This window comes from Mycobacteriales bacterium, assembly GCA_035995165.1.
Lineage (GTDB): Bacteria > Actinomycetota > Actinomycetes > Mycobacteriales > CADCTP01 > CADCTP01.
The window spans coordinates 13,453-34,625 of the sequence record DASYKU010000112.1 but is presented as its reverse complement, the minus strand read 5'-3'; the positions used below and the strand labels follow the sequence as shown (position 1 = coordinate 34,625).

The following is a 21,173-nucleotide window of genomic DNA, read 5'->3' as shown; positions in this document are numbered from 1 at the left end:
CCGCCCAGCGGCATGCACCCACGGCACCTCGCAGCAACGGCTGACATGCTGGCCGGATGGTGTCCTTGACGAACGCCGATCTGTGCAACGCGGCGGCGTTGATCTCAGCTCTCCAACGGGAGCTGCGAGGGATCGTCACGACGAAGGGCGCCGGCGACTGGTTCATGTTCTATGACCCGGCCGGCCAACGGCGGCCGCTCACCTGATTCTCCCGTCCTTGCCCGATAGCGACACAGCGGCGCATCCCGCGCGCAATGCGGCATGGTCGGATGTTGGCATGAGCGTTCTGCCGCGGGTACCGGAGCCGTCGGACGGTGAGGAGCGCAGTGTCCTGTTGGGCTGGCTCGCGTTCCACCGCAATGCGCTGGAGGCCAAGTGCGAAGGCCTCGACGCGGAGCAGTTGGCGACCCGGTCCGCGCCACCGTCACCGCTGTCCTTGCTCGGGTTGGTCCGTCACCTGACGGAGATGGAGCGGGTGTACGCGGTGTGGGCGCTCGGGCCGAAGTCGGAGCTGCGGTTCGTGTGGGGCGAGTACAGCGACGGCAGCCCGGAGTGGGACATCGACGCCGATTCCTCAATGCTGGCCGATTCGATGGCGGCCTGGGAGCGGGAGAAACAGGCCGCCGACGAGCGAATCGAGCAGCACGCCGAGTTGGGTTCCGTCGGCAGCGGCAACGGCTACAGCGTGCGGTGGAACCTGCAGAAGCTCATCGGCGAGTACGCCCGGCACAACGGGCACGCCGATCTCGTCCGCGAGCGGATCGACGGACAGACCGGAGAATGACCGGCGCGATCGCCAGCACCGGCAATCACACACCGGCGGCAGATGTGTGCGTCGCCTCGTCCTCCGAATCAGGCGGTCGGGATCTGCGCACGAGTTCGCAGCTGGCCGGCCCGCGGGAGAGACTGTCACCGGTGATCGGCCGAAAGAATTCTCGGCGCTATGTTGGCCGGGTGAGCGACGTACTCGAGGGGGGCGGGTCTCGTCGCTCGGGGCCGCCCCGCTGGGTCTGGCTGGTGGCCGGGGTCGTCATCGCGCTCGGGGCCGCCAGCTGGGCGGCAGCAGGTGGCGATCGGGCCGGCAAAGCGGGGTCCGATCGGCCACCGGCCGCTGGCCCGGCCTCTGCATCGTCACCGTCACCGTCACCGTCACCGTCACTGTCGCTGTCACCGCCGTCGCCTTGGCCGTCGGCTGCCGGTGCCTGCGGGAGCACCGCGTTCCGGTCGCTGCTGAGCGCACAGCCGCTGACCGAGCGGATCGGTGTCCGGCTGCTGGTCGGCGGGTACGGGGTGCGCCTGGTCGATGCCGACACCGGGACGGCGCGGCCCGTCCGTGGAATACCCACCGACGCCACCCACACGGTGAGCGGGCTGGTGTCGGCGGCTGGGGTCGTCTATACGACGTCCGCCCGGTGCGACGGCGTCGCCGGCCGGGTCTACCGGCTGGACGATGGCACGGCGCACCCCCTTGCCGCGACGCCGGTCGATGGCCTGCTGGCCGGTGCGGGCCGGGTCTGGGCGGTGGACTACCCGGACGAGTTCGCCCCGCCGACCATCCCGGTCAGGTTGCGCCCACTGAACGGTGGTCGGGCGGTGGCCCTGCCCTCCGGCGCCTACCCGGTAGCGGACGCCGCCGCTGGAATCGTGGCCGGGGTAGATCAAGTCAGCGCGATGCCGCACGTGGTGCTTCTCGACCCCAGCACCGGCCGGCCGGTACGCACGCTCGGCGCCGGCATACCACTGGCCGTCGACCGAAGCGACCTTCTGCTCCAGCTCGGTTCCTGCGCCCTGGGCCGGGCCACCGCCTCGTGCACCATCGCCCGGATCGATCTCCGCACCGGTCACCAAGGCAGCCGCTACGTCCTGCCCACCGGCCGAGTCCCGGTCTCGGCCGGATCCGTCAGCCGCGACGGCCGGCTGGCCGTGTTCCAGCTCGCCCGGGCCCACACCGACCCCCGATTCGACCCCGGACATCCCATCCCGCCGGCCGACATCGCCCTGCTGCATCTCGACACCGGCCGCCTCGACATCGTGCCCAACCTGGAACTCGCGCCCAAAACCGACGCCGGCCTTGTCATCGCCGACGACGGCAGCTGGCTTTTCGTCGCCGTGAACGACGGCGACCACACCCACCTGCTCGCCTGGCATCCCGGCCTCGACGCACCCCGATCCGTTGCCCGGCTCCCCGGCCCGATCAACGGGACACCCTCGCTGCTGATCGCCTAGGAGCACGTGCCCACACCGGCCTCAATCTCGCCCCGTATGAGCCGGCCTCATCGCGGCAGATGAGTGCGTTCGCGCGGGCGATACCGGCACAGGGACGGCGGCGACCATCGTTCGCGGTCAGCTCATCCTGCGAGAGTTCACTCGACTAGCGGCATCGGACGACCCGGCTGCTGCCGATCGGGCCGATTCACCCGACGGCAGCTTCCAGGAATGGCCACGCCGCCGTCCGGCAAGCAGGTGACCGGTGGGTAGGTGGTGCCGCGCTGGGAGTGGCGAGGCGGTAGGAGACGGTGTCGGTCTCGGCGCAGGCGACCGCGAGCGTCACCGGACCCAGGCCGGCATCCACCGCAGGGAACGCGCCCGCCACCTCCGCGCCGACGGTCATGTCGGCAGCAAAGACCCGCAGCCTTCCCCTGCCCCTGCCAAGGTGCGCACCGTCCGCCGGTTGGCCGTGCCGACCGGCGGACGTCCGGACTCGCGCACGACGTCAGAGTGAGATGGGGGTGACGGTCACCTGACCGTTGCCGATTCCTGCGCCGTCGTTGTCAACCGCGCAGGAGATGCTGGTGTTGGTCATGCCGTAGGTGGCCGAGCTGCCGGCTCCGCCGCCCCCGCCGGCCGAGGTCAGGCTGGCTCCCGTGCCGCCGTTGCCACCGTTCACGCCGCCGCCTCCGCCGGCGCCATTGCCGCCGAGGCCGGAGCCGCCGCTGCCGCGTTGGCCGGCCATCCCCGGCTGGCCGCCGGCTGCACCGCCCTTGCCGCCCTTGATGGACGACCCGTGGGCACCGTTTGACCCGGTCCACGACGGAGCCGGGGAGTCGGACGGATCGCCGGTGCAGCCGGCCGTGCCGCCTTCACCTGCGAACTCGGGGTCGCCGCTCGGTCCGCCCAGGCCACCGCCGCCACCGGCGACGAGGATGGTTTGTGGGTTGTTCTCGTTGATATCGGTGAGCTGGATCGTGGTGGCGCCGCCGCCGGCGCCGGAGGTGCGCAGGTCGTCCTTGGCGGCGTTGCCGTTGCCGCCGACGGCGCTCAGCCCGCCCCAGCCGCCCTTCGGGTCGGCGTCGGACGAGCCGGCGTCCGCGCCCTCGCCCGCGACCGAGATGTGGAGCCACTGGCCGGGCTGTACCGCGATGGTCCCGGTCACCGCGGCCCCGCCGGCCTTGACGTTGAGGTACGGCTCGTTGGTCGTCCCGCCGGAGCCGCCCCTGGCGGTGATCGCGAGGGAGGTGACGCCGTCGGGCACCTGGTACCGCACCATCGCGCCGGTGTATCCGAACGGCTCCGGGGTGGTGCCGACCACCGCGTCGACGGCCCGCGCGCCGGCGCTGGTCGTGGCCGGCACGCAGGCGGCCAGCGCGGGCGCCGTGGCCACCAGCCCGCAGACCGTCGCCGCGATCCCGGCGCGACGCATCCTGTCCGGGTGGCGTCGGCGCGGCGCCGGTCGTGCTGTCGTGCTGTCGTGCTGTGTCATGTCGAGCTCCTGTCGAGAGCCGGCCTCGGCCGGCGGATGAGAAAGGGGTGCGCCGGCGGATGGTCAGCTGGCGTTGGTGCTGATGACGACTGAGCCGTTGCCGCTGGTCGAGGCGCACGCCACGCTGACGTCGCCCATGCCGGAGGTGGTGGAGCTTCCCCCGCCCCCGCCGCCGCCGGCTGAGGTCATGGCTGCGCCGGTGCCCGGGTTGCCGCCGTTGACGCCGCCTCCACCGCCACCGCCGTTGCCGCCCAACCCGGATCCGCCGTCACCGCGCCCGCCGGCTGGGCCCGACTCGCCTGCCGCCGTACCGCCCTTGCCGCCCTTGAGGACCGAGCTGCTCCCGTTGCTGCCGTCGGCGCCCGGCCACCACGGCGACCCCTGGAAGTTGCAGCCCGCGCTGCCGCCGGAGCCGGCGTTGATGGGGTCGCCGCTCGCGGCGCCCGAGCCACCGCCGCCGCCCGCGACCAGCACCGTCTGCGGGTTGCTGCCGTCGGCGGCGGCCAGCTGGATCGTGGTGGCGCCGCCGCCGGCGCCGGACGTGCGCTGGTGGTCCTTGGCGGCGTTGCCGTTGCCGCCCTTCGCGTTCAGACCGCCCCAGCCACCGGCCGGGTCGGTGTCGTCGCTGCCGGCGTTGCCGCCCTCGCCGGCGACCGAGATGAGCAGCAGTTGGTTCGGCTGGACGGCGAGGGTTCCCGTCACCTGGGCGCCGTTGGACCGCGACGAGGCGGTCGCCCCCTTGCCTCCGGACCCGCCGATGGCCGTGATCGACAGGCTGGTCACTCCGTCGGGCACCGAGTACTGCTGCACCGAATTGCCTTGGTACGTATACGGCGGCGGCGCGGCGTCGAGCGCTTGGGCCGACGCTCCGGCGCTCATCGAGCACCCGGCAACGGCGACGGACAGCGCCGCGGCGCCTCCGACGACGCCCACCGCCCCGATCCGACGGCGTCGTGCCACATCTTGTGGCTTCGTTCTTCGCGCACCGGAGTTCCGACGCCCGTCGTTCATGGTGATCGCTCCCATCAGCCCGGCACGGCCTCATTCCGTGCGCTGGGGAGACGATCCGGTCCACCACTCAAAGCCGTCTGAAACCGGGTGTAACAGCAGTTGAAGCTGGCGGTCAGTCGGTGCGGCGGTCGTCGCCGGTCAGTTGGGCAACCTGGCGTGAGAGTCGAGGGCCAACGGAAATACAGCTTAGGAGTGCCTCCGGCGACGTCGGCCGTCGCCCGACGCAGGATCTCGTTCTCTGCTCCAGTTGCTTGTTCCGACGCCTCAGCTCGCGGACTTCAGCGTCGTCCGCGGCCGATCGCGGCCGGTCGTGGCGAGCCGCAGTCTCACAGGCAGGAGCCAACTCAACCCCTGGGCAGGCGGACGGTCGGCTACTCCCGGTCTTGAGCCAGACCCGGCCTGTCGGGCACAGCTGAGGTAGACACCGGTGACGTGGTCGACCTCGACACCGCGCTCAGCGAGCAGCTCTTCCAAGTCGCGGTAGGACAGGCCGTAGCGCAGGTACCACCGGACCGCGAGGGTGATCACGTCGGGTGGGAACCGAAACCCGGCAAACGCCGACCGAGGAACGCAGGGACGGACGGCTCGAGGTCGACGCACGCGGTCAGCTTCCTCAGTCGAGCCCAAGCGCCGCCGCCGGGCTCGACGCATGCAACAGACCCGGCTCGCCCCAGGTGTCGGCAGCCCGATCGGCAACGCCACCAATTGATCGACCCCGCGCCTGACTGCCGGAGAACTCTCGGCATATTGTGTTCTGGTTACATACAATCATTGACACCGGGTGGTTCGATGGTCATGAGCTCATCGTTTCGCGCGCTCCGCAGTCGGAACTACCGACTCTGGGCTACGGGCACGGTCGTCTCGAACACCGGTACCTGGATGCAGCGGACAGCCCAGGACTGGCTGGTGCTCGTCATCCTGACCCGCCACTCGGCGTTTGCCGTGGGCGTCGTCACCGGCCTGCAGTTCGCGCCGCTCATCGCGTTCTCCGCGCACGCCGGGCTGATCGCCGACCAGTACTCCAAACGGCGGGTGCTAGCGGTCACCCAGAGCGTGATGGGCCTGAGCGCGCTGGTTCTCGGCACGCTCACAGTGACGCACACGGTCCGGCTCTGGCACGTGTTCGCCTGCGCCCTGCTGCTGGGCATTGCGTCGGCGGTCGACAACCCCGCCCGCCAGGCATTCGTGTCGGAGGTCGTGCCGCGGGCGGACGTGACCAGCGCGGTGAGCCTGAACAGCGCCTCGCTCAACGTCGGACGGCTGATCGGTCCCGGCGTCGCCGGACTTGTCATCGCCGCGGCCGGCACCGGTCCGGCGATCCTGATCAACGCGGGCAGCTTCGCCGGGGTGCTGGTGGCCCTGGCCCGGATGCGCCCCGGCGAGATGTACGCGTCGAACCGTGCCCGCCGCCGCAAGGGTCAGGTCCGGGAGGGCCTGTCGTACGTCCGGCACCGTCCGGACCTCGTGCTGGTGTTCGCGATGACCGGCGTGGTCAGCATGTTCGGGCTCAACTTCCAGCTCACCAACGCACTGATGGCCACCGGGCCGTTCGGCAAGGGACCGCGCGAGTACGGCCTGCTCGGTTCGGTGATGGCGATCGGCTCGCTCGCCGGCGCCGTCCTGGCCGCGCGCCGGGAGCGGCCCCGGCTGGCACTGCTCGTCGCTGCCGGGATCGCGTTCGGCTGCCTGCTCACGCTGGCTGGCGTGATGCCGACGTACGCGGCGTACGCGGTGCTGCTGGTGCCGATCGGTCTGTGCACCGTGACGTTCCTGAACAGCTGCAACACCGCGGTGCAGCTCTCGACCGCACCCGCGCTGCGCGGGCGGGTGATCGCCCTCTACGTCGTGGTGCAGCAGGGCACGACCCCGATCGGTTCGCCGATAGTCGGCTGGATCGGCGGGGTCGCGGGCGCGCGCTGGTCGGTGCTGTCCGGCGGGATCGCGGCGCTGGCCGCCTGCCTCGGCGGGCTGCTCGTGCTCCGGCGGGCGCCCGGCATCTCCCGACGGTTCGCCGCCGCCCTGGCCTCCGCTGACGAGCCCGCGCCACCCCGGCCCGCCGGAGTCGCCGGCGACGTGACCACGGACGGGGCGTCGGGCGTCAGATCCCCTTGATCCCCTCGTACGGACTGGTCTAGTCTCGGATTCCATGCAGTTTGCATACAACTCTAGGGCGGGCGTGTGGACGTTGGGCGGCAACTAGGCCGGATGCTGCACACACTCGGGGTCAGGCGGATCTACGGCTTGCCTGGCGAGGATCACATGGCCTTGCTCGACGCGTTGGCCGGCGCGGGCCTGGAGTACTGCACGGCCTTCGACGAGACCTCCGCGGTGATCATGGCCGCGACCGACGCACAGCTGACCGGACTGCCCGGTGTCGCGGTGCTGTCCCTCGCCCCGGGCGTGAGCAACGGAATCAACGGGCTGCTCAACACATACCTGGAGCAGGTCCCGCTGTTGCTGATCTCGGGCCAGCACCCGGCCGACGGGCTGCCGTTCGTGGTCCGGCAGGGGTTCGACATCGAGTCCCTGGTCGCCCCCGCGACCAAGTGGCGGGCCCGGGTGACCGCCGGGATGGACCTGCCCGCCGTGCTCGGCAAGGCCTTGGACGAGGCGATGTCCGGCCGGCCGGGTCCGGTGTACCTGGAGATCCCGGACGGAGTGTCCACCTCCCCCGCGGTCGCCACCGACGCGGCCGCCGAGGCCGCGGTGCGGCAGTTGCACGACCGCTGGTCCGCGGGACCCGCGCTCCGGGCCACCGCTGCACCGGACGGCCTGCGGGACCGGCTCGCCGTCTCCGAGCGGCCGGCCCTCGTGCTCGGCGGCCGGCGCCGCCGGGTCAGCCGGGCGACCGTCACCGCGTTCGCGGCGGCCTGGCGGGTGCCGGTGTTCACCACGACCCGGCAGAAGGGCGCCCTCGACCCCGCGTTCCCCTTTCATGCCGGAACGTTTCTCAATGGGCGGTTCGAGAAGGCGATCCTGGACCGGGCCGATCTGGTCGTCATGATTGATCCCGAGGCGTTCGACTTCTACAACAAGCCGTGGTGCTTCGGCGCGAACCCGGTCGCGATCACCGATGAGCTGTTCACCGAGTGGATGAACCCGTTCGCCGATCGGCTGGTCCTCGATCCGGACGCCACGCTGGCCGCGCTCACCGAACGGGGCGGCGGACCATCGGCCTGGACCGCCGAGGATGTCGCCGCCTACCGGCGGGGCGTGCGCGCCACGCTCCTGCCGGACTCGGACACGTTCTCGGTGGCGCACGCGGTGGATGCGGCGCTGTCGGCGTGGCCGTCCGACGGCTACCTCGTCGCCGACGCCGGGTTCAGCAAGCCGCTGATCGCGCTACTCAGCGAGCCCACGCTGCCGGACCGGTTCCTGGCCTCGAACGCGCTGTCCACGATGGGCTACTCGATCCCGGCCGCGGTGGGGGCGCGCCGGGCCGGCGCCCGGCCGGTGCTGGCCTTCCTCGGGGACGGCTCGCTGCTCATGCGCGCCACCGAGCTGGCGGTCTCGGCCGGCGACGGCGCGCCGGCCGTGTTCGTCGTGCTCATGGACCGGGCGCTGACCCAGATCCAGGTGAAACAGGAGCGCCGGAAGCTGGCCACCGTCGGGGTCACGCTGCCGCCGATCCAGTGCGGCAAGCTGGCCGGCGCGCTCGGCATCGACGGCGTGGATGCGTACGACGCCGAGGAGCTGCGGGTCGCGGTGGCCAAGGGCCTGCACGGCGATCGGCCGATGCTCGTCGGGGCGCACGTCGATCCGGCTCCGTCCCGCCCGCTGTTCGAACTGCTGCGGGGCTGAGCGATGACCGCCCGGACCCCCACCGTCGCCGTCCTGGACGCCATGCCCGCGGCCTCGCTGCGGGTGATCGAGGAGATCTTCACCCCGGCGTACGCGCTCGCGGCCGCCGACGACGGCACCCCCGCGGCCAAGCGCGTCGCCGCCCGCGACGCGGACGTGCTGCTGACCATGTGGGGTTCCGTCGACGCGGACACGATCGCCGCGGCCCCGCACGCGCGGGTGATCCAGAAGCTCGGCGTCGGGGTCGACAAGATCGACGCGACCGCGGCCGCCGCGCGCGGTGTCGTGGTGCTCAAGGCCGCCGGGATCAACGCCGACGCGGTGGCCGAGCTGGCGGTCCTGCTGACGCTGGCCGTCGGCCGACACTACGACAAGGCCACCGCCGCGGCCCGCAAGGGCCTGCTGGCCAAGGAGGAACTGCGCGCGGAGTCGTTCCAGCTGCTCGGCCGCAGGTACGGGCTGCTGGGCTTCGGCGCGATCGGCCGCGCGGTGGCGACCCGGATGGCCGGCTTCGGGGTGGAGATCGTCTACTACGACCTCGCCCCGGTCGACCCGGCGGTCGAGCGGGCCTGCCACGCCCGGTACGTCGAACAGGACGAGCTGATCGGGACCGCGGACGTGATTTCGCTGCACCTGCCGAGCACGCCGGGCACCGACCGGATCGTGGACGAGAGCTTCCTGGCCCGGACGAAACCGGGGGTGATCATCGTGAACACCGCCCGTGGTTCGCTGATCGACGAGCCCGCGCTGGCCCGCGCTGTCGCCAGTGGACAGGTGCTGGGCGCCGGGCTGGACGTGACCGCCCAGGAGCCGATCGCCGCGGACTCGCCGCTGCTGGGCCTGGAGCGGGTCGTGCTCACCCCGCATGTCGGCGGCGCGGTGGCCGACAACTTCCCCCGGGTGATCCGGCGCGCGTACGACAACGCCGAGGCCGTGCTGCACGGCGGCAGCGTCGATCCGGCCGACGTCGTCGTCTGGCCGGGCCGGTGAACGCCGAGCTGGACCGCTTCTTCCCCGGCGGCCACGTCCCCGGCGGGTACGTGCACGGCAAGACCCTCGACACCACCGGCGATCCGATCGCGGTGCTGGACCCGGCCGACCGCGGCCTGCTGACCGAGGTGCGGGCCGCGACGGCCGCGGAGGTCGGGGACGCGGTGGACTCGGCCGGGCAGGCGTTCCGCGGGGTCTGGCGGCCGCTGGGCGAGGTCGGGCGCGGCGAGGCGCTGCACCGCGTCGCCGCCGCGCTGCGCCGCGACCTGGAACCGCTGGCCCGCCTGGAGTCCGTCGACACCGGCAAGCCGCTGCGGCAGGCCCGCGGCGACGTCGCCACCGCCGCCCGCTACTTCGAGTTCTACGCCGGAGCCGCCGACAAGCAGTACGGCTCGGTCATCCCTGGCGAGGGCCCCTACTGGGCCTACACGCTGCGGGAGCCGTACGGGGTGGTCGCCCACATCACGCCGTGGAACTCCCCGCTGAGCCAGATGTGCCGGGGCGTCGCGCCGAGCCTGGCCGCCGGCAACACCGTGGTGGTCAAGCCGTCCGAGGTCACGCCGCTGACCAGCCTGGCCGCCGCCGCGCTGTTCGTGGCAGCGGGACTGCCGCCCGGCGTCTGCAACGTGGTCATGGGCACCGGTCCGCAGACCGGCGCCGCGCTGGTCGAGCATCCCTCGGTCGCGCACATCGGCTTCACCGGCTCGGTCGCCACCGGCCGCCGCGTCCTGCACGCCGCCGCCGAGCGCATCGTCGGGGTCAACCTGGAGCTCGGCGGCAAGTCCCCGACGATCGTGCTGCCGGACGCCGACCTGGACGCCGCGGTCACCGCGGGCGCGATGGCCGTGGTCCGCAACGCCGGCCAGTCCTGCTTCGCGACCACCCGGATCCTGGTGCACCGCTCGATCGCCCGCGACTACACCGAGCGGCTCGCGGTCGCGGTCGGCGGCCTCAGCGTCGGGCGCGGGCTGGCGGACCCCGACCTCGGCCCGGTCGCGTCCGAACCGCAGCTGCGCAAGGTCACCGCGGCGCTGGACGCGGCCCGGGACGAGGGCGCGCGGCTCGTCGTGGGCGGCACCGCGATCCCGTCGCTGCCGGGCTATTTCCTCACCCCGGCCGTGCTCGCCGGCGTCCGCAACGACATGCGGGTGGCTCAGCAGGAGATCTTCGGCCCGGTCCAGTCGGTGATCGAGTACGACACCGAGGCCGAGGCCGTCGCGATCGCCAACGACTCCCCGTACGGGTTGGCGGCCGGGGTGTTCACCCGCGACCTGTCGACCGCGCACCGGCTCGCGCGCCTGCTGGAGGCCGGCCAGGTCCAGATCAACGGCTATCCGCTCGGCGGGGTCGAGACGCCCTTCGGCGGCTACAAGCAGAGCGGTCTCGGCCGCGAGAAGGGGCTGGCCGCGCTGGAGCACTACAGCCAGCTCAAGACCGTGATCGTCCGCAACTGAATGGGAGAGGTGTCCTCGTGAACGAGCAGCCGGCCAGGCACGTCGTCGTGGTGGGAGGCGGGAACGCCGGGCTGTGCGCCGCGCTGTCCGCCGCCGAGCAGGGCGCGCAGGTCACCGTCCTGGAACGGGCCCCGGTGGCCAAGCGCGGCGGCAACACCGCCTTCACCGCCGGCGCGATGCGGGTCGCGTACGAGGGCCTGGACGACATCCTCAGCCTGGTGCCGGACCTGAGCCCGCAGCAGCAGGCGGTCACCGACTTCGGCCGCTACGACGAGTCGAAGTTCTTCGACGATCTCGCCCACGTGACCAAGTACCGCGCCGACCCCGACCTGGCCACCACGCTGGTGTCCAACAGCCTGCCGACGATGCAGTGGATGCAGGGCAACGGCATCCGCTTCACCCCCATCTACGGCCGGCAGGCGTTCGAGGTCGACGGCCGCTACACGTTCTGGGGCGGGCTGACCGTCGAGGCGGTCGGCGGCGGTCCCGGGCTGGTCGAGTTCCTGGCCCGGGCCAGCGAGAAGGCCGGCGTGAGCACCCGCTTCGGCGCCCGCGCGATCGCGCTGGAGACCGGCCCGAACGGGATCACCGGCGTGGTCGTCCGGGACGGCTGGAAGGAGGAGACCATCGCCTGCGACGCGGTCGTGCTCGCGGCCGGCGGCTTCCAGGCCAACACCGAGTGGCGCACCCGCTACCTCGGTCCCGGCTGGGACCTGGCCAAGGTGCGCGGCAGCTCGTACAACACCGGGGACGGGATCCGGATGGCCCTGGACATCGGGGCCAGCCCGGCCGGCAACTGGTCCGGCTGCCACGCCGTGCAGTGGGACCTCAACGCGCCCGAGTTCGGCGACCTCGCGGTCGGCGACGGCTTCCAGAAGCACAGCTATCCCTGGGGCGTCGTGTTCAACACCGACGGCAAGCGGTTCATGGACGAGGGCGCGGACTTCCGCAACTACACCTACGCCATGTACGGCCGGCGCGTGCTGGAGCAGCCCAACCAGGTGGCCTGGCAGGTCTTCGACGGCAAGGTCGAGCACATGCTGCGCGACGAGTACCGGATCCGGGAGGTGACCAAGGCCAGCGCGGACACGCTGGAAGGGCTGGCGGCCAAGCTCGACGGCATCGACGTGGCCGGCTTCCTGGCCGAGGTCGAACGCTACAACGCCGCCGTCGACCAGAGCATCCCGTTCAACCCGAACGTCAAGGACGGCCGCGGCACCACCGGCCTGGCCGTGCCCAAGTCGAACTGGGCCAACACCCTGGACACCCCGCCGTTCCAGGCGTACGCGGTGACCTGCGGGCTGACGTACACGTTCGGCGGGCTGCGGATCGGCACGGACGCGCAGGTGCTGGACACCGGCCTGGAGCCGATCCCGGGCCTGTACGCGGCCGGGGAGCTGACCGGCGGGCTGTTCTACTTCAACTATCCCGGCGGGTCGGGGCTGACCAACGGGTCGGTGTTCGGGCGGATCGCGGGCCGCAACGCCGCCCGCGTCTGAGCGTGCGTCCGGCCACCGTCCGAACTGGACGGTGGCCGGCGGGCTCAGGCTCAGGCGACCCAGACCGTCCTGGGCACGCAGAACTCGCGCATCCCCAGCTCGGACAGCTCGGTCCCGAAGCCGGAGTTCTTCACCCCGCCGAACGGCAGCTGCGCGTACGAGGCGGTCATGCCGTTGACGAAGACCGCACCGGACTCCAGCTCGGCGACGCACCGGCGCCGCTCGGCCGCGTCGGCCGTCCACACGCTGGCGCCCAGCCCGAATGGCGTGTCGTTGGCCTTCGCGAGCGCGTCATCCAGGTCCTGCGCCCGGTAGAGGGTCGCGACCGGGCCGAACGCCTCCTCGCGGTGGATGCGCATCGTGCCGGTGACGCCGGCCAGCACCGTCGGCGCGAACCACCACCCCGGCCCTTCCAGCGGCGTGCCGCCGCACAGCACCCGCGCGCCCTGCCCGACCGCATCGTCCACGAGCGACTGCAGGCGGTCCCGGGCGGCCTCGCTCACCACCGGCCCGATGTCGGTGTCCCGGCGGCGCGGGTCACCGACGACCAGCGCGCGGGTGCCGCGGACGAACCGCTCGACGAACCCGTCGTAGACGTCGGTGTGCACGATGAAACGCTTGGCCGCGATGCAGCTCTGGCCGGTGTTCTGGGTGCGAGCCTTGACCCCGACGGACGCGGCCCGGTCCAGGTCCGCCGACGGCAGCACGACGAACGGGTCGGAGCCGCCCAGCTCCAGCACGGTCTTCTTCAGGTGCTGCCCGGCGAGGGCGGCGACCGACCGGCCGGCGGCCTCGCTGCCGGTCAGCGTCGCGCCCCGGACCCGCGGGTCGGCCAGCACGTCCGCGACCGCCGGCACCTCGATGTGCAGGCTCGCGAACGCGCCGGCCGGGAAGCCCGCGCGGCCGAACAGGTCCTCCAGGTAGGCCGCGGTGCGCGGCACGTTCTCCGCGTGCTTGAGCAGCACCGTGTTGCCGGCGGTCAGCGCGGGCGCGGCGAACCGCAGCACCTGCCAGATCGGGTAGTTCCACGGCATCACGGCCAGGATCGGCCCCAGCGGCTGCCACACCCGGTAGGCCGCGCTGGCCCCGACCTCGGCCGCGTCGACCGGCTCGTCGGCCAGGAACGCGGCCGCGTGCTCGGCGTAGAACCGCATCCCGGCCGCGCTCTTGGCCACCTCGGCCTCGGCCTGCGCGAGCGGCTTGCCCATCTCGGCGGTGACGATCGGGCCCAGCTGCGCGGCACTGCCGGCCAGCAGATCGGCCGCGCGGCTCATCAGCGCGGCCCGCTCGGCCACGTCCAGGCGGCGCAGCACCGCGAACGCGGCGGCGGCCGCCGCGATCCGGGCCTCCAGCCCGGCGGCGTCCAGCGTCTCGAAGGAGGCCTCGAGCTTGCCGGTGGCCGGATTGGTGGAAGCGAAGACCACGGCCGGAGCCCCTTTCGGATGGGCGTCACGCCGTTTCCTCGGCGTGCGGACTACCGAAGTGCTAGTTGCATACGTAGAGTATACCAAGCCGAGAGGACTCCGAGAACGCGAAGGACGTGGCCCGTAGATGGACAAGACCACCGCGCTGCTGGTCGAGTACGCTCAGGACTTCTCGTACGCGGCGATCACATCGCCGGCCCGGGACGCGACCCTGCGACACCTGGTCGACTCGATCGCGTGCGCGGTGGCCGGCTACTCGAAGGAGCCCGCCCAGATCGCCGTCCGGGTCGCCCGCACGGTCTCGGGGATCAGCCCGGCCACGGTGTTCGGCGCCGGCCTGACCTCGCACCCGGCGTACGCCACGTTCGCCAACACGATCATGATCCGCGGGCTGGACTGGAACGACGGCATGCTGGCCAAGGGCGGCGGCCACCCCAGCGACATGATCGCCGCGCTGATCGCCACCGCGGAGACCCTCGGCTCGTCCGGCGCGGACCTGCTCGAGGCGATCGCCCTGTCGTACGAGGTGCTGGGCGCGCTGGGCAACGGGGCCCCGGCCACCCAGCGGGGCTGGGACCAGGGCACGTTCATGGGCGCGGCCACCGCGGCCGGCATCGGCAAGCTCCGGCACTTCACCGGCGCGCAGCTGGCCAACGCGATCTCGCTGAGCATCGTGCCCTCCATCCCGCTGATGGTGACCCGGCGCGGCGAGCTGTCGATGTGGAAGGGCGCCGCCACCGCCGACGCGGTGATGCACGCGCTGACCATGACCCAGTACGCGGGCGAGGGCATGACCGGCCCGGCCGAGCCGTTCGAGGGCACCGCGGGTGTCTTCGAGCAGGTGACCGGGCCGTTCGAGCTGAGCCTGCCGGCGTACCCGGGCGGGCACTACATCACCGAGATCTCGCACCAGAAGATGTTCCCGGCCGAGTCCCACTCCCAGGCGCTGCTCGGGCTGATGCCGACGGTGCGGGAGTGGACGAGCGTGGACGAGATCGAGTCGATCGACGTCGAGGCCTACTCGGTGATGCGGGTGGCGATCGGGCTGGACCCGTCGGTCTGGGACCCGAAGAACCGGGAGACCGCCGACCACTCCCTGCCCTACCTGCTCAGCGTGGCGCTGGTCGACGGCGACGTCACGGTCGACTCGTTCACCGACGAGCGGATCGCCGACCCGGCGCTGCGGCCGGTGATGGCCAAGATCTCGATCCGGGAGAACGAGGAGTTCACCGCGGGCTACCGGCCGCCGGGCATGGAGATCGCCGGCTCCCCCAAGGTCCGCATCACCGTCCGGACGAAGTCCGGAGGGCAGCTGCAGGAGATCGTCACCTATCCCCGCGGCCACATGAACAATCCGATGAGCGTGGCCGACATCGACGCCAAGATCGACCGGACCTGCCGCGGGGTGATTCCCGACGAGCACCGCGACGCCGTACGCAAGGCCTGGTGGACGATCGAGGAAGCCCCCGACCTGACCGAGGCCATCGCCACGATCGCCGACTTCGGCGACCGCTGACACTTTCCACGGAGGCTGCAGAGCAATGAAGGTCTACCAGGCGCTGGCCAACGCGTTCTACGCCGAGGGCGTCACCGCGGTCTTCGGCATGATGGGCGGCGCGAACGCCAGCTGGATGAAATACATGAACGAGCTGGGCGCCACCGTCCACCACGTCCGGCACGAGGGGGCCGGGCTGGCCATGGCCGACGGCTGGGCCCGGATGACCGGCACACCGGGCGTGGTCACCACCACCGGCGGACCGGGCATCGCCCAGCTGGCCACCGCGATGATCGTGGCCGGCCGGGCCAACACGCCGCTGGTCGCCTTCTGCGGCGACGTCCCGTTCGGTGACGACGACGCCGCCCAGCACCTCGACCAGGCCCGCTTCGCCGCCGCGGTCGAGGCCGGCTTCGTCCGCCTCACCAGCGCCGACACCGTGTACGAGAAGGTGCAGCGGGCCTTCCACCAGGCCCGGACCGAGTCCCGGCCGGTGATCCTGAGCATGCCGGAGGACCTGCGCAACCACGACGTGGACGACGCCGACGAGTACGTGCCGTCGACCGCGCTGCTGACCGCGAACCCGCCGTACCCGAACCCGGCCAGCATCGCCGAGGCCGTCGACCTCATCGCCGGCAGCGAGAAGCCGGTGATCATCGTCGGGCGGGGCGCGATCCTGGCGGGCGCCGGCGAGGAGATCCGCCGGCTGGCCGACCGGACCGGCGCGGTGATCGCGACCTCGCTGATCGCGAAGAACTGGCTCAACGACCACCCGTACCACGCCGGCGTCTCGGGGCTGTTCTCGACGAGGACGGGGATGGAGCTGTTCGGCGAGTCCGACTGCGTGATCGCGATCGGCGCGAGCATGAACCTCTACACCACCGAGCACGGCTACCTCTACCCGTCGGCGAAGGTCATCCAGATCGACGCCAAGCGCAGCGTGGTCATGGGCGACGGCCGCACCGCGGACTGCTACATCTCCTCCGACGCCAAGCTCGGCACCCAGGTGCTCGACGCGGCGCTGGCCGAGCGCGGCGTGACGCTGACCGGCTACCACACCGACGAGGTCCGGGACCGGCTGGAGCACGCCCTGGACGACCCGCAGGAGTACGAGTTCGGCGCCGGCCTGGTCGACCCGCGCGAGGCCGTCCGGGTGCTGGACGAGGAGATCCCCGGCGACATCGGCCTGGTGCTCGGCGGCGGCCAGCAGAACCACTTCGGGATCATGCTGGCCCGCCGGCCGCGGTCCTGGATCCTGCCCAACCTGCACTTCGCCTGCATCGGCCAGGGCATGCCGACCGCGATCGGCGGGGTGATCGCCGAGAACACGCCGGCCTTCCTGCTCGAGGGTGACGCCGGCTTCCTCATGCACCTCGCCGACTTCGAGACCGCGGTGCGCTACGCCGTACCGCTGCTGGTGGTGGTCATGAACGACGAGGGCATGGCGGCCGAATACCACTCGATGCTGACCAAGGACATCGACCTGTCGATGACCAGCATCCCGACGCCGGACCTGGGCGCGGTCGGCGTGACGCTCGGCGGTCGCGGGGCGCTGTGCCGCTCGGTCGAGGAGCTGCGGCAGGCGGCGAAGGAGTTCGTCGCCAGCCCCGGGCCGATGATCATCGACCTGCGCATCGCGCAGGTGGTGGCCAGCATCCCCAACCGCCGCCGCTTCTACGGCCAGGAGGCCTGACCCCCGACCCGACAGTGCCCCGTCGCCTTCCGGCGACGGGGCACTGTCCTGTGTGGACTGTTCAGACCGGGCCGGGACCGTCACGGCCCGGGGGCGGCGCTGCCCCGGGCCGGAACCGCCGTACGGACAGGCTCAGGCGTCCTGGCCGAAGTGCAGCCGCCGGTACGGGATGCTGATCACGTTCGTCGAGATCCGGACGTCGACCAGCGTCGGCGCGGGGTCGGCGACGAACTCGTCCACCGCCGCCGCGAGCTGGTCCAGCGAGCGGACCAGGCTGCCGCGGCCGCCCAGCGCGCGCCCCACCTCACCCAGGTCCGGGGTGGTGATCCGGGCCAGGTCGGCGTTGAGCCCCTTGACCCGCGCCTTGTGGTATTCCGCGCCGAGCAGCTGGTCGTTGAAGATGACCACCAGCAGCGGCATCCCGTAGCGCACCGCGGTCTCGAACTCCGGCAGGTGCATCATGAAACCGGCGTCGCCCTCGACCAGGAACGCGGGCTTGTTGCCGCTGGCCTTGACCGCGCCCATCGCCGTGGTCAGGCCCTGCCCGATGCAGCCGAAGTGCTGGTTGGCCAGCACCAGGTCGCGCCGGCGCTTCATCAGGATCGTGGAGAAGCAGATGTTCTGCCCGCCGCCGATGACCAGCCCGATCTCGGCCGGGATCTTCTCGTCCAGCAGCTCGCAGACCCGGCGCGGGTCCACGGTCGTGTCCTCGAGCTCGTACGGCTCGTTGTCCTCGAAGGCGGTCGCGAGCATGTCCTTCACCGCGGGGGTGCGGAAGCCCTCGTTGTGGTGCACGCCCTTGGTCAGCAGCGCCTGGTGCAGCTGCTCGATGCCCAGCCGCGCGTCGGAGTGCACGTACAGGTCCGCGGTCCGGTTGCCGCCCATGACCACGTGCGGCTGCGCGTCGAACTGGATGTAGGTCGCGCCCGGGTAGAGGTAGCCGTGCTCGGTGGTGAACTTGTTCAGGCTGGCGCCGACGGCGATGACGACGTCCGCGTCCTGGAACAAGCCCATCGCGGTCTTCGTGGAGTACAGGCCGGAGATGCCGACGTGGTATTCGTCCTCGCTCAGCCAGGTCTTGGCCATCAGCGTGGTCGCGATCAGCGCGCCGGTGTTCTCGGCCAGCTGCAGGATCGCGTCGCCGGCCCCGGACCGCTGCGCGCCGCGGCCGACCACGATCACCGGCTTGCGGCTGCGGGCCACGACCTCGGCCGCCTCGGCGATCTTGGCCGGGTCCGGATACACCGTGTAGGGCTTGATCAGCTCGTCCGAGGTGACGTACTGGTCGTCTTCGTCGATGCTCTGCTGCTGCACGTCCATCGGCGCGTTCAGCATGACCGGCCGGGACTCGGTCTTGGCCAGGTAGAACGCCTTCTGCACGGCCTCGTACGCGTCGTCGGCGGAGGTGACCGGGACGAAGGCGCACTCGCAGGCGTCGGCGAACTTGCGCTGGTCCAGCCGCTGCGGGGCCTCGTCGTCGCCGGCCACGGTCTGCCCGACGAAGGCGACCAGCGGCGTCCGCGCCCGGGCCGCGACGAGCAGCGTGGTGGCGAGCTGGGCGACGCCGGGACCGCTGGTCGCCGTGCAGACGCCCGGGACGCCGGCGATGCGGCCGAAGCCGTCGGCCATGGCCAGGCCGGCGCCCTCGTGCCGGACCTCCAGCAACTCGACACCGAGCTCGTCGAGGCTGTTCATCCAGTACATGTTGGCGTCGCCCATCATGCCGAACACCGCGGTCGCGCCTTCGGCGACGAACGCCCGCGCGAGCGCCTCATAGACCTTCATACGGCGACCCCTTCAGAGCACCTCGGAGAGCAGTCTGTATTCATCTAGCATACAATAAGTCGAGAAACCCGTAAGCAACAGCCAGGCGCCGACCTTCGGTGGCTTCCTCGCCGAGGCCGGACCGTATAAGGTGTCAAGGCCGACGCGCAGGCCCGACGCGTACGGACTCGAGTTGGACCGACCTTTGGCCGCAGGCGGGCCATTGCTGTATACGATGCCCACACTATCGGTCCCGCCGACCACAGGAATGAGACGGGAATGTCGCAGCCCATGCGTGACAACGGCAGTGCGGCTCAGGGCTTGCATGCGCTGTCACTCAAGCTCGACGGGGCCCCGCCGACGCGCGGCCGGATGCCGGACGCGGTGGCCCAGGTGCTCCGCGAGGCGATCCTCGACGGGCTGCTGGAGCCGGGCGCGTGGTTGCGGGAGTCCGAGGTGGCCAAGGCGCTGCAGGTGAGCCGCACCCCGGTCCGGGACGCGCTGCGGGTGCTGGCATCCGAGGGCCTGCTGCGCATCAACGCCAACCAGGGCGCGGTCGTCACGCCGATGACCAGCGACGACGTGCTGGAGCTGTACGCGATGCGCGAGACCCTGGAGACGCTGGCCTCCCGGCTCGCGGCCCGGCGGGCGCCCCGGCAGTGCCTGGAGAAGTTCTCCGAGCTGATCCCGAGGATGAAGAAGGCCGGCGAGGACGGCGACATCAAGCTGCTGTCCCGGCTGAACTTCGAGTTCCACGCGATCGTCCGCGACGCCGCCGGCAACCGGTACCTGGACCGGTTCCTCAGCCAGATCCAGTCGGCCGCCCGGCGCTTCCCCGACCCGACGCTCAGCCTGCCCGGCCGGGTGGAGGAGTCGATCGCGGAGCACGTCGCGCTGGCCAACGCGATCAGCCAGGGCGACTCCGAGGAGGCCGCCAAGCTGGCGGCCGCCCACATGCAGCACCTGTCCGAGCTGCGCATCCGGCAGCTGCTCGCCCAGTAGCCCGCTCACCCGGCAGACCCGCTCACCCGGTGGCGACGTCCCGCTCGGCCACGTCCGCGACGAACCCCGCGCTGCGCCGGAACAACTCCGCGGCGTCCTCGTCCAGCGGGACGTGGTGGTCGCTGCGGGCGAACCGCACCCGCTCCAGCTTCGCCGCCGTCAGCCCGGACGCGACCAGGTCGGCGTCCGTGGTCCGGACGATCGAGTCCTGGCCGGACGCGCCGAGCAGCACCGGCGCCGAGACCGACCCCAGGTCCCGTACGGTCTGGCCGCCCAGCGCCTGCAGCGCGATCAGCGCGCGGATGGCCAGCCGGTCGTAGCCCGCCGCGCGGACGCCGGGCCTGCGGACGCCGGTGGCGCGTACCCGGACGGCGGGGAGGAGGAAGGCCAGCCGGCGGCGCAGCGGGGACGGCACCCGCAGGCCGGTCACGGCCGGGTTCACCGCGACCACGCCGGCCACGTCGTCCGGCCGGGTCTCGGCCAGCCGGAGCGCGAACGTGGCCCCGGCGGAGATGCCCATGACCACCACGACGTCGTGGTCGGCCCGCAGCGCGGCCAGGCTCTCGGCCGCCGCGGCCGGGGCGGCGGCGACCGCCCGCTCGTCCAGGTCCCGCCACTGCGAGCCGTGGCCGGGCAGCCGCGGGATGCTGACCGCGATCCCCTCGGCCGCCAGCGCCTCACCCCAGCCGCGCAGGTCGGCCGGGCCGCCGCCGAAGCCGTGCAGCAGCAGCACCGCCGGCGCCGGGAGCGCCTGCGCCGCCTCGGCCGCGACGTCCGGCCCGAGGTGGGCCGATTCGCTGGCACAGCGCAGGCTGAGCGCCTCGACGAACTCGGCGGTCATCCGGCGGACCACGGCCGCGGCCGCGTTGTCGATGACCGAGGCGAGCTTGCCGCTGAGGTTGACCTCGCCGGTCGTGGTCACGTGCGAGGCGGCGCCGCCGTCCACCGGGGTGACCGTGAACCCGGCCGTGGCCTTGAACTTGGTGCCGCCCTGGCCGTCGCGGCCGCTCGCGATCACCGTGCCGCTGAGGTTCTCCGGGTCGAGCTCCAGCGCGACCTTGCCCTTGAACTGCACCCGCAGCGCGCTGAACTTCACCGTCATGGTGCCGTCGTAGCTGCCGTCCTCGTGCTGCGCGCCGAGGCCGGCGCCGTTGACGCACTCGACGACCGCGTGCGGGTCGGCTAGCACCGCGTAGGTCTGGGCTGGCGGAGCGGCCACCGTGAACTCGTCGTTGATCTCGATCACTGGCTCATCGCTGCTTTCCGTGATCGCCGCGTCCGGTGCCGGGCCGCCGGTCGGGCGGCCGTCGAGCTGCGACGACGGTGCATACTCCTAGTAT

General features: G+C 72.0%; 16 protein-coding genes and 1 pseudogene. 11 read left to right on the top strand and 6 right to left on the bottom strand.

Annotation, left to right across the window (positions count from 1 at the left end):
* The first annotated feature begins 56 nt into the window (after positions 1 to 56).
* The 3 genes from VGP36_18910 to VGP36_18900 are packed head-to-tail and all read left to right on the top strand — an operon-like array spanning position 57 to position 2,226.
* Complete coding sequence (locus VGP36_18910) at positions 57 to 206, top strand: hypothetical protein (protein ID HEV7656788.1); 150 nt, start codon at positions 57 to 59, stop codon at positions 204 to 206.
* 11 nt (positions 207 to 217) lie between these two features.
* Complete coding sequence (locus VGP36_18905) at positions 218 to 784, top strand: DinB family protein (GenBank protein ID HEV7656787.1); 567 nt, start codon at positions 218 to 220, stop codon at positions 782 to 784.
* Positions 781 to 2,226 (top strand): hypothetical protein, encoded by a 1,446-nt coding sequence (locus VGP36_18900; GenBank protein ID HEV7656786.1) that lies wholly within the window; start codon positions 781 to 783, stop codon positions 2,224 to 2,226. Before VGP36_18905 ends, VGP36_18900 begins: the two co-directional genes overlap by 4 nt.
* Positions 2,227 to 2,713: 487 nt before the next feature.
* Here VGP36_18900 and VGP36_18895 read toward each other — a convergent pair whose 3' ends face one another.
* The 3 genes and pseudogenes from VGP36_18895 to VGP36_18885 form a co-directional block, all read right to left on the bottom strand.
* A complete protein-coding gene (locus tag VGP36_18895; GenBank protein ID HEV7656785.1) occupies positions 2,714 to 3,640 on the bottom strand; it encodes a hypothetical protein in 927 nt (308 codons plus the stop codon).
* Positions 3,641 to 3,763: 123 nt separating this feature from the next.
* Entirely contained in the window at positions 3,764 to 4,633 is an 870-nt protein-coding gene (locus VGP36_18890) for a glycine-rich protein (GenBank protein HEV7656784.1), read from the bottom strand.
* A gap of 504 nt (positions 4,634 to 5,137) precedes the next feature.
* A pseudogene (locus VGP36_18885) lies at positions 5,138 to 5,239 on the bottom strand (IS6 family transposase).
* A 261-nt stretch (positions 5,240 to 5,500) separates the two neighbouring features.
* Between VGP36_18885 and VGP36_18880 the strand changes: the two are divergent.
* From VGP36_18880 to tcuA, 5 genes are all read left to right on the top strand, one after another.
* Positions 5,501 to 6,823, top strand: coding sequence for an MFS transporter (locus tag VGP36_18880; protein ID HEV7656783.1), 1,323 nt, complete (start codon positions 5,501 to 5,503; stop codon positions 6,821 to 6,823).
* Positions 6,824 to 6,889: 66 nt separating this feature from the next.
* Positions 6,890 to 8,512: a thiamine pyrophosphate-binding protein gene (locus tag VGP36_18875; protein HEV7656782.1), complete on the top strand. Its 1,623-nt coding sequence runs from the start codon at positions 6,890 to 6,892 to the stop codon at positions 8,510 to 8,512.
* A 3-nt stretch (positions 8,513 to 8,515) separates the two neighbouring features.
* Positions 8,516 to 9,502, top strand: a complete 987-nt coding sequence (locus VGP36_18870) for an NAD(P)-dependent oxidoreductase (GenBank protein HEV7656781.1) — start codon at positions 8,516 to 8,518, stop codon at positions 9,500 to 9,502.
* Positions 9,499 to 10,956 carry an aldehyde dehydrogenase family protein gene (locus VGP36_18865; GenBank protein HEV7656780.1) on the top strand — a complete coding sequence of 486 codons (1,458 nt, stop codon included), beginning with the start codon at positions 9,499 to 9,501 and terminating at the stop codon, positions 10,954 to 10,956. The genes VGP36_18870 and VGP36_18865 overlap by 4 nt, the downstream gene beginning before the upstream one ends.
* Before the next feature lie 17 nt (positions 10,957 to 10,973).
* Entirely contained in the window at positions 10,974 to 12,455 is a 1,482-nt protein-coding gene (tcuA, locus tag VGP36_18860) for an FAD-dependent tricarballylate dehydrogenase TcuA (GenBank protein HEV7656779.1), read from the top strand.
* Positions 12,456 to 12,505: 50 nt separating this feature from the next.
* On the opposite strand, the gene VGP36_18855 is transcribed toward tcuA, so the two are convergent.
* On the bottom strand, positions 12,506 to 13,879 hold the full coding sequence (locus VGP36_18855; protein HEV7656778.1) for an aldehyde dehydrogenase family protein: 1,374 nt from the start codon (positions 13,877 to 13,879) through the stop codon (positions 12,506 to 12,508).
* A 127-nt stretch (positions 13,880 to 14,006) separates the two neighbouring features.
* On the opposite strand from VGP36_18855, the gene VGP36_18850 reads away from it, so the two are divergent.
* Complete coding sequence (locus tag VGP36_18850) at positions 14,007 to 15,395, top strand: MmgE/PrpD family protein (protein HEV7656777.1); 1,389 nt, start codon at positions 14,007 to 14,009, stop codon at positions 15,393 to 15,395.
* Positions 15,396 to 15,420: 25 nt separating this feature from the next.
* Positions 15,421 to 17,067, top strand: coding sequence for a thiamine pyrophosphate-binding protein (locus VGP36_18845; GenBank protein HEV7656776.1), 1,647 nt, complete (start codon positions 15,421 to 15,423; stop codon positions 17,065 to 17,067).
* Positions 17,068 to 17,199: 132 nt separating this feature from the next.
* Here VGP36_18845 and VGP36_18840 read toward each other — a convergent pair whose 3' ends face one another.
* A complete protein-coding gene (locus VGP36_18840) occupies positions 17,200 to 18,852 on the bottom strand; it encodes a thiamine pyrophosphate-binding protein (protein HEV7656775.1) in 1,653 nt (550 codons plus the stop codon).
* A gap of 300 nt (positions 18,853 to 19,152) precedes the next feature.
* On the opposite strand from VGP36_18840, the gene VGP36_18835 reads away from it, so the two are divergent.
* Entirely contained in the window at positions 19,153 to 19,833 is a 681-nt protein-coding gene (locus VGP36_18835; GenBank protein HEV7656774.1) for a GntR family transcriptional regulator, read from the top strand.
* Positions 19,834 to 19,855: 22 nt separating this feature from the next.
* Here the strand turns inward: VGP36_18835 and VGP36_18830 are convergent, their stop codons facing one another.
* The gene (locus VGP36_18830) at positions 19,856 to 21,079 is read right to left on the bottom strand and encodes an alpha/beta fold hydrolase (protein ID HEV7656773.1); all 1,224 of its coding nucleotides are present in this window, start codon (positions 21,077 to 21,079) and stop codon (positions 19,856 to 19,858) included.
* Positions 21,080 to 21,173 lie beyond the last annotated feature (94 nt).

What these genes read in the sequence shown, in the direction of transcription:
- VGP36_18895 (HEV7656785.1), bottom strand. Translation starts at nt 3,640, where the DNA reads ATGCGTCGCGCCGGGATCGCGGCGACGGTCTGCGGGCTGGTGGCCACG.
- VGP36_18845 (HEV7656776.1), top strand. Translation starts at nt 15,421, where the DNA reads ATGAAGGTCTACCAGGCGCTGGCCAACGCGTTCTACGCCGAGGGCGTC.
- VGP36_18910 (HEV7656788.1), top strand. Translation starts at nt 57, where the DNA reads ATGGTGTCCTTGACGAACGCCGATCTGTGCAACGCGGCGGCGTTGATC.
- VGP36_18870 (HEV7656781.1), top strand. Translation starts at nt 8,516, where the DNA reads ATGACCGCCCGGACCCCCACCGTCGCCGTCCTGGACGCCATGCCCGCG.
- VGP36_18900 (HEV7656786.1), top strand. Translation starts at nt 781, where the DNA reads ATGACCGGCGCGATCGCCAGCACCGGCAATCACACACCGGCGGCAGAT.
- VGP36_18840 (HEV7656775.1), bottom strand. Translation starts at nt 18,852, where the DNA reads ATGAAGGTCTATGAGGCGCTCGCGCGGGCGTTCGTCGCCGAAGGCGCG.
- VGP36_18880 (HEV7656783.1), top strand. Translation starts at nt 5,501, where the DNA reads ATGGTCATGAGCTCATCGTTTCGCGCGCTCCGCAGTCGGAACTACCGA.
- VGP36_18850 (HEV7656777.1), top strand. Translation starts at nt 14,007, where the DNA reads ATGGACAAGACCACCGCGCTGCTGGTCGAGTACGCTCAGGACTTCTCG.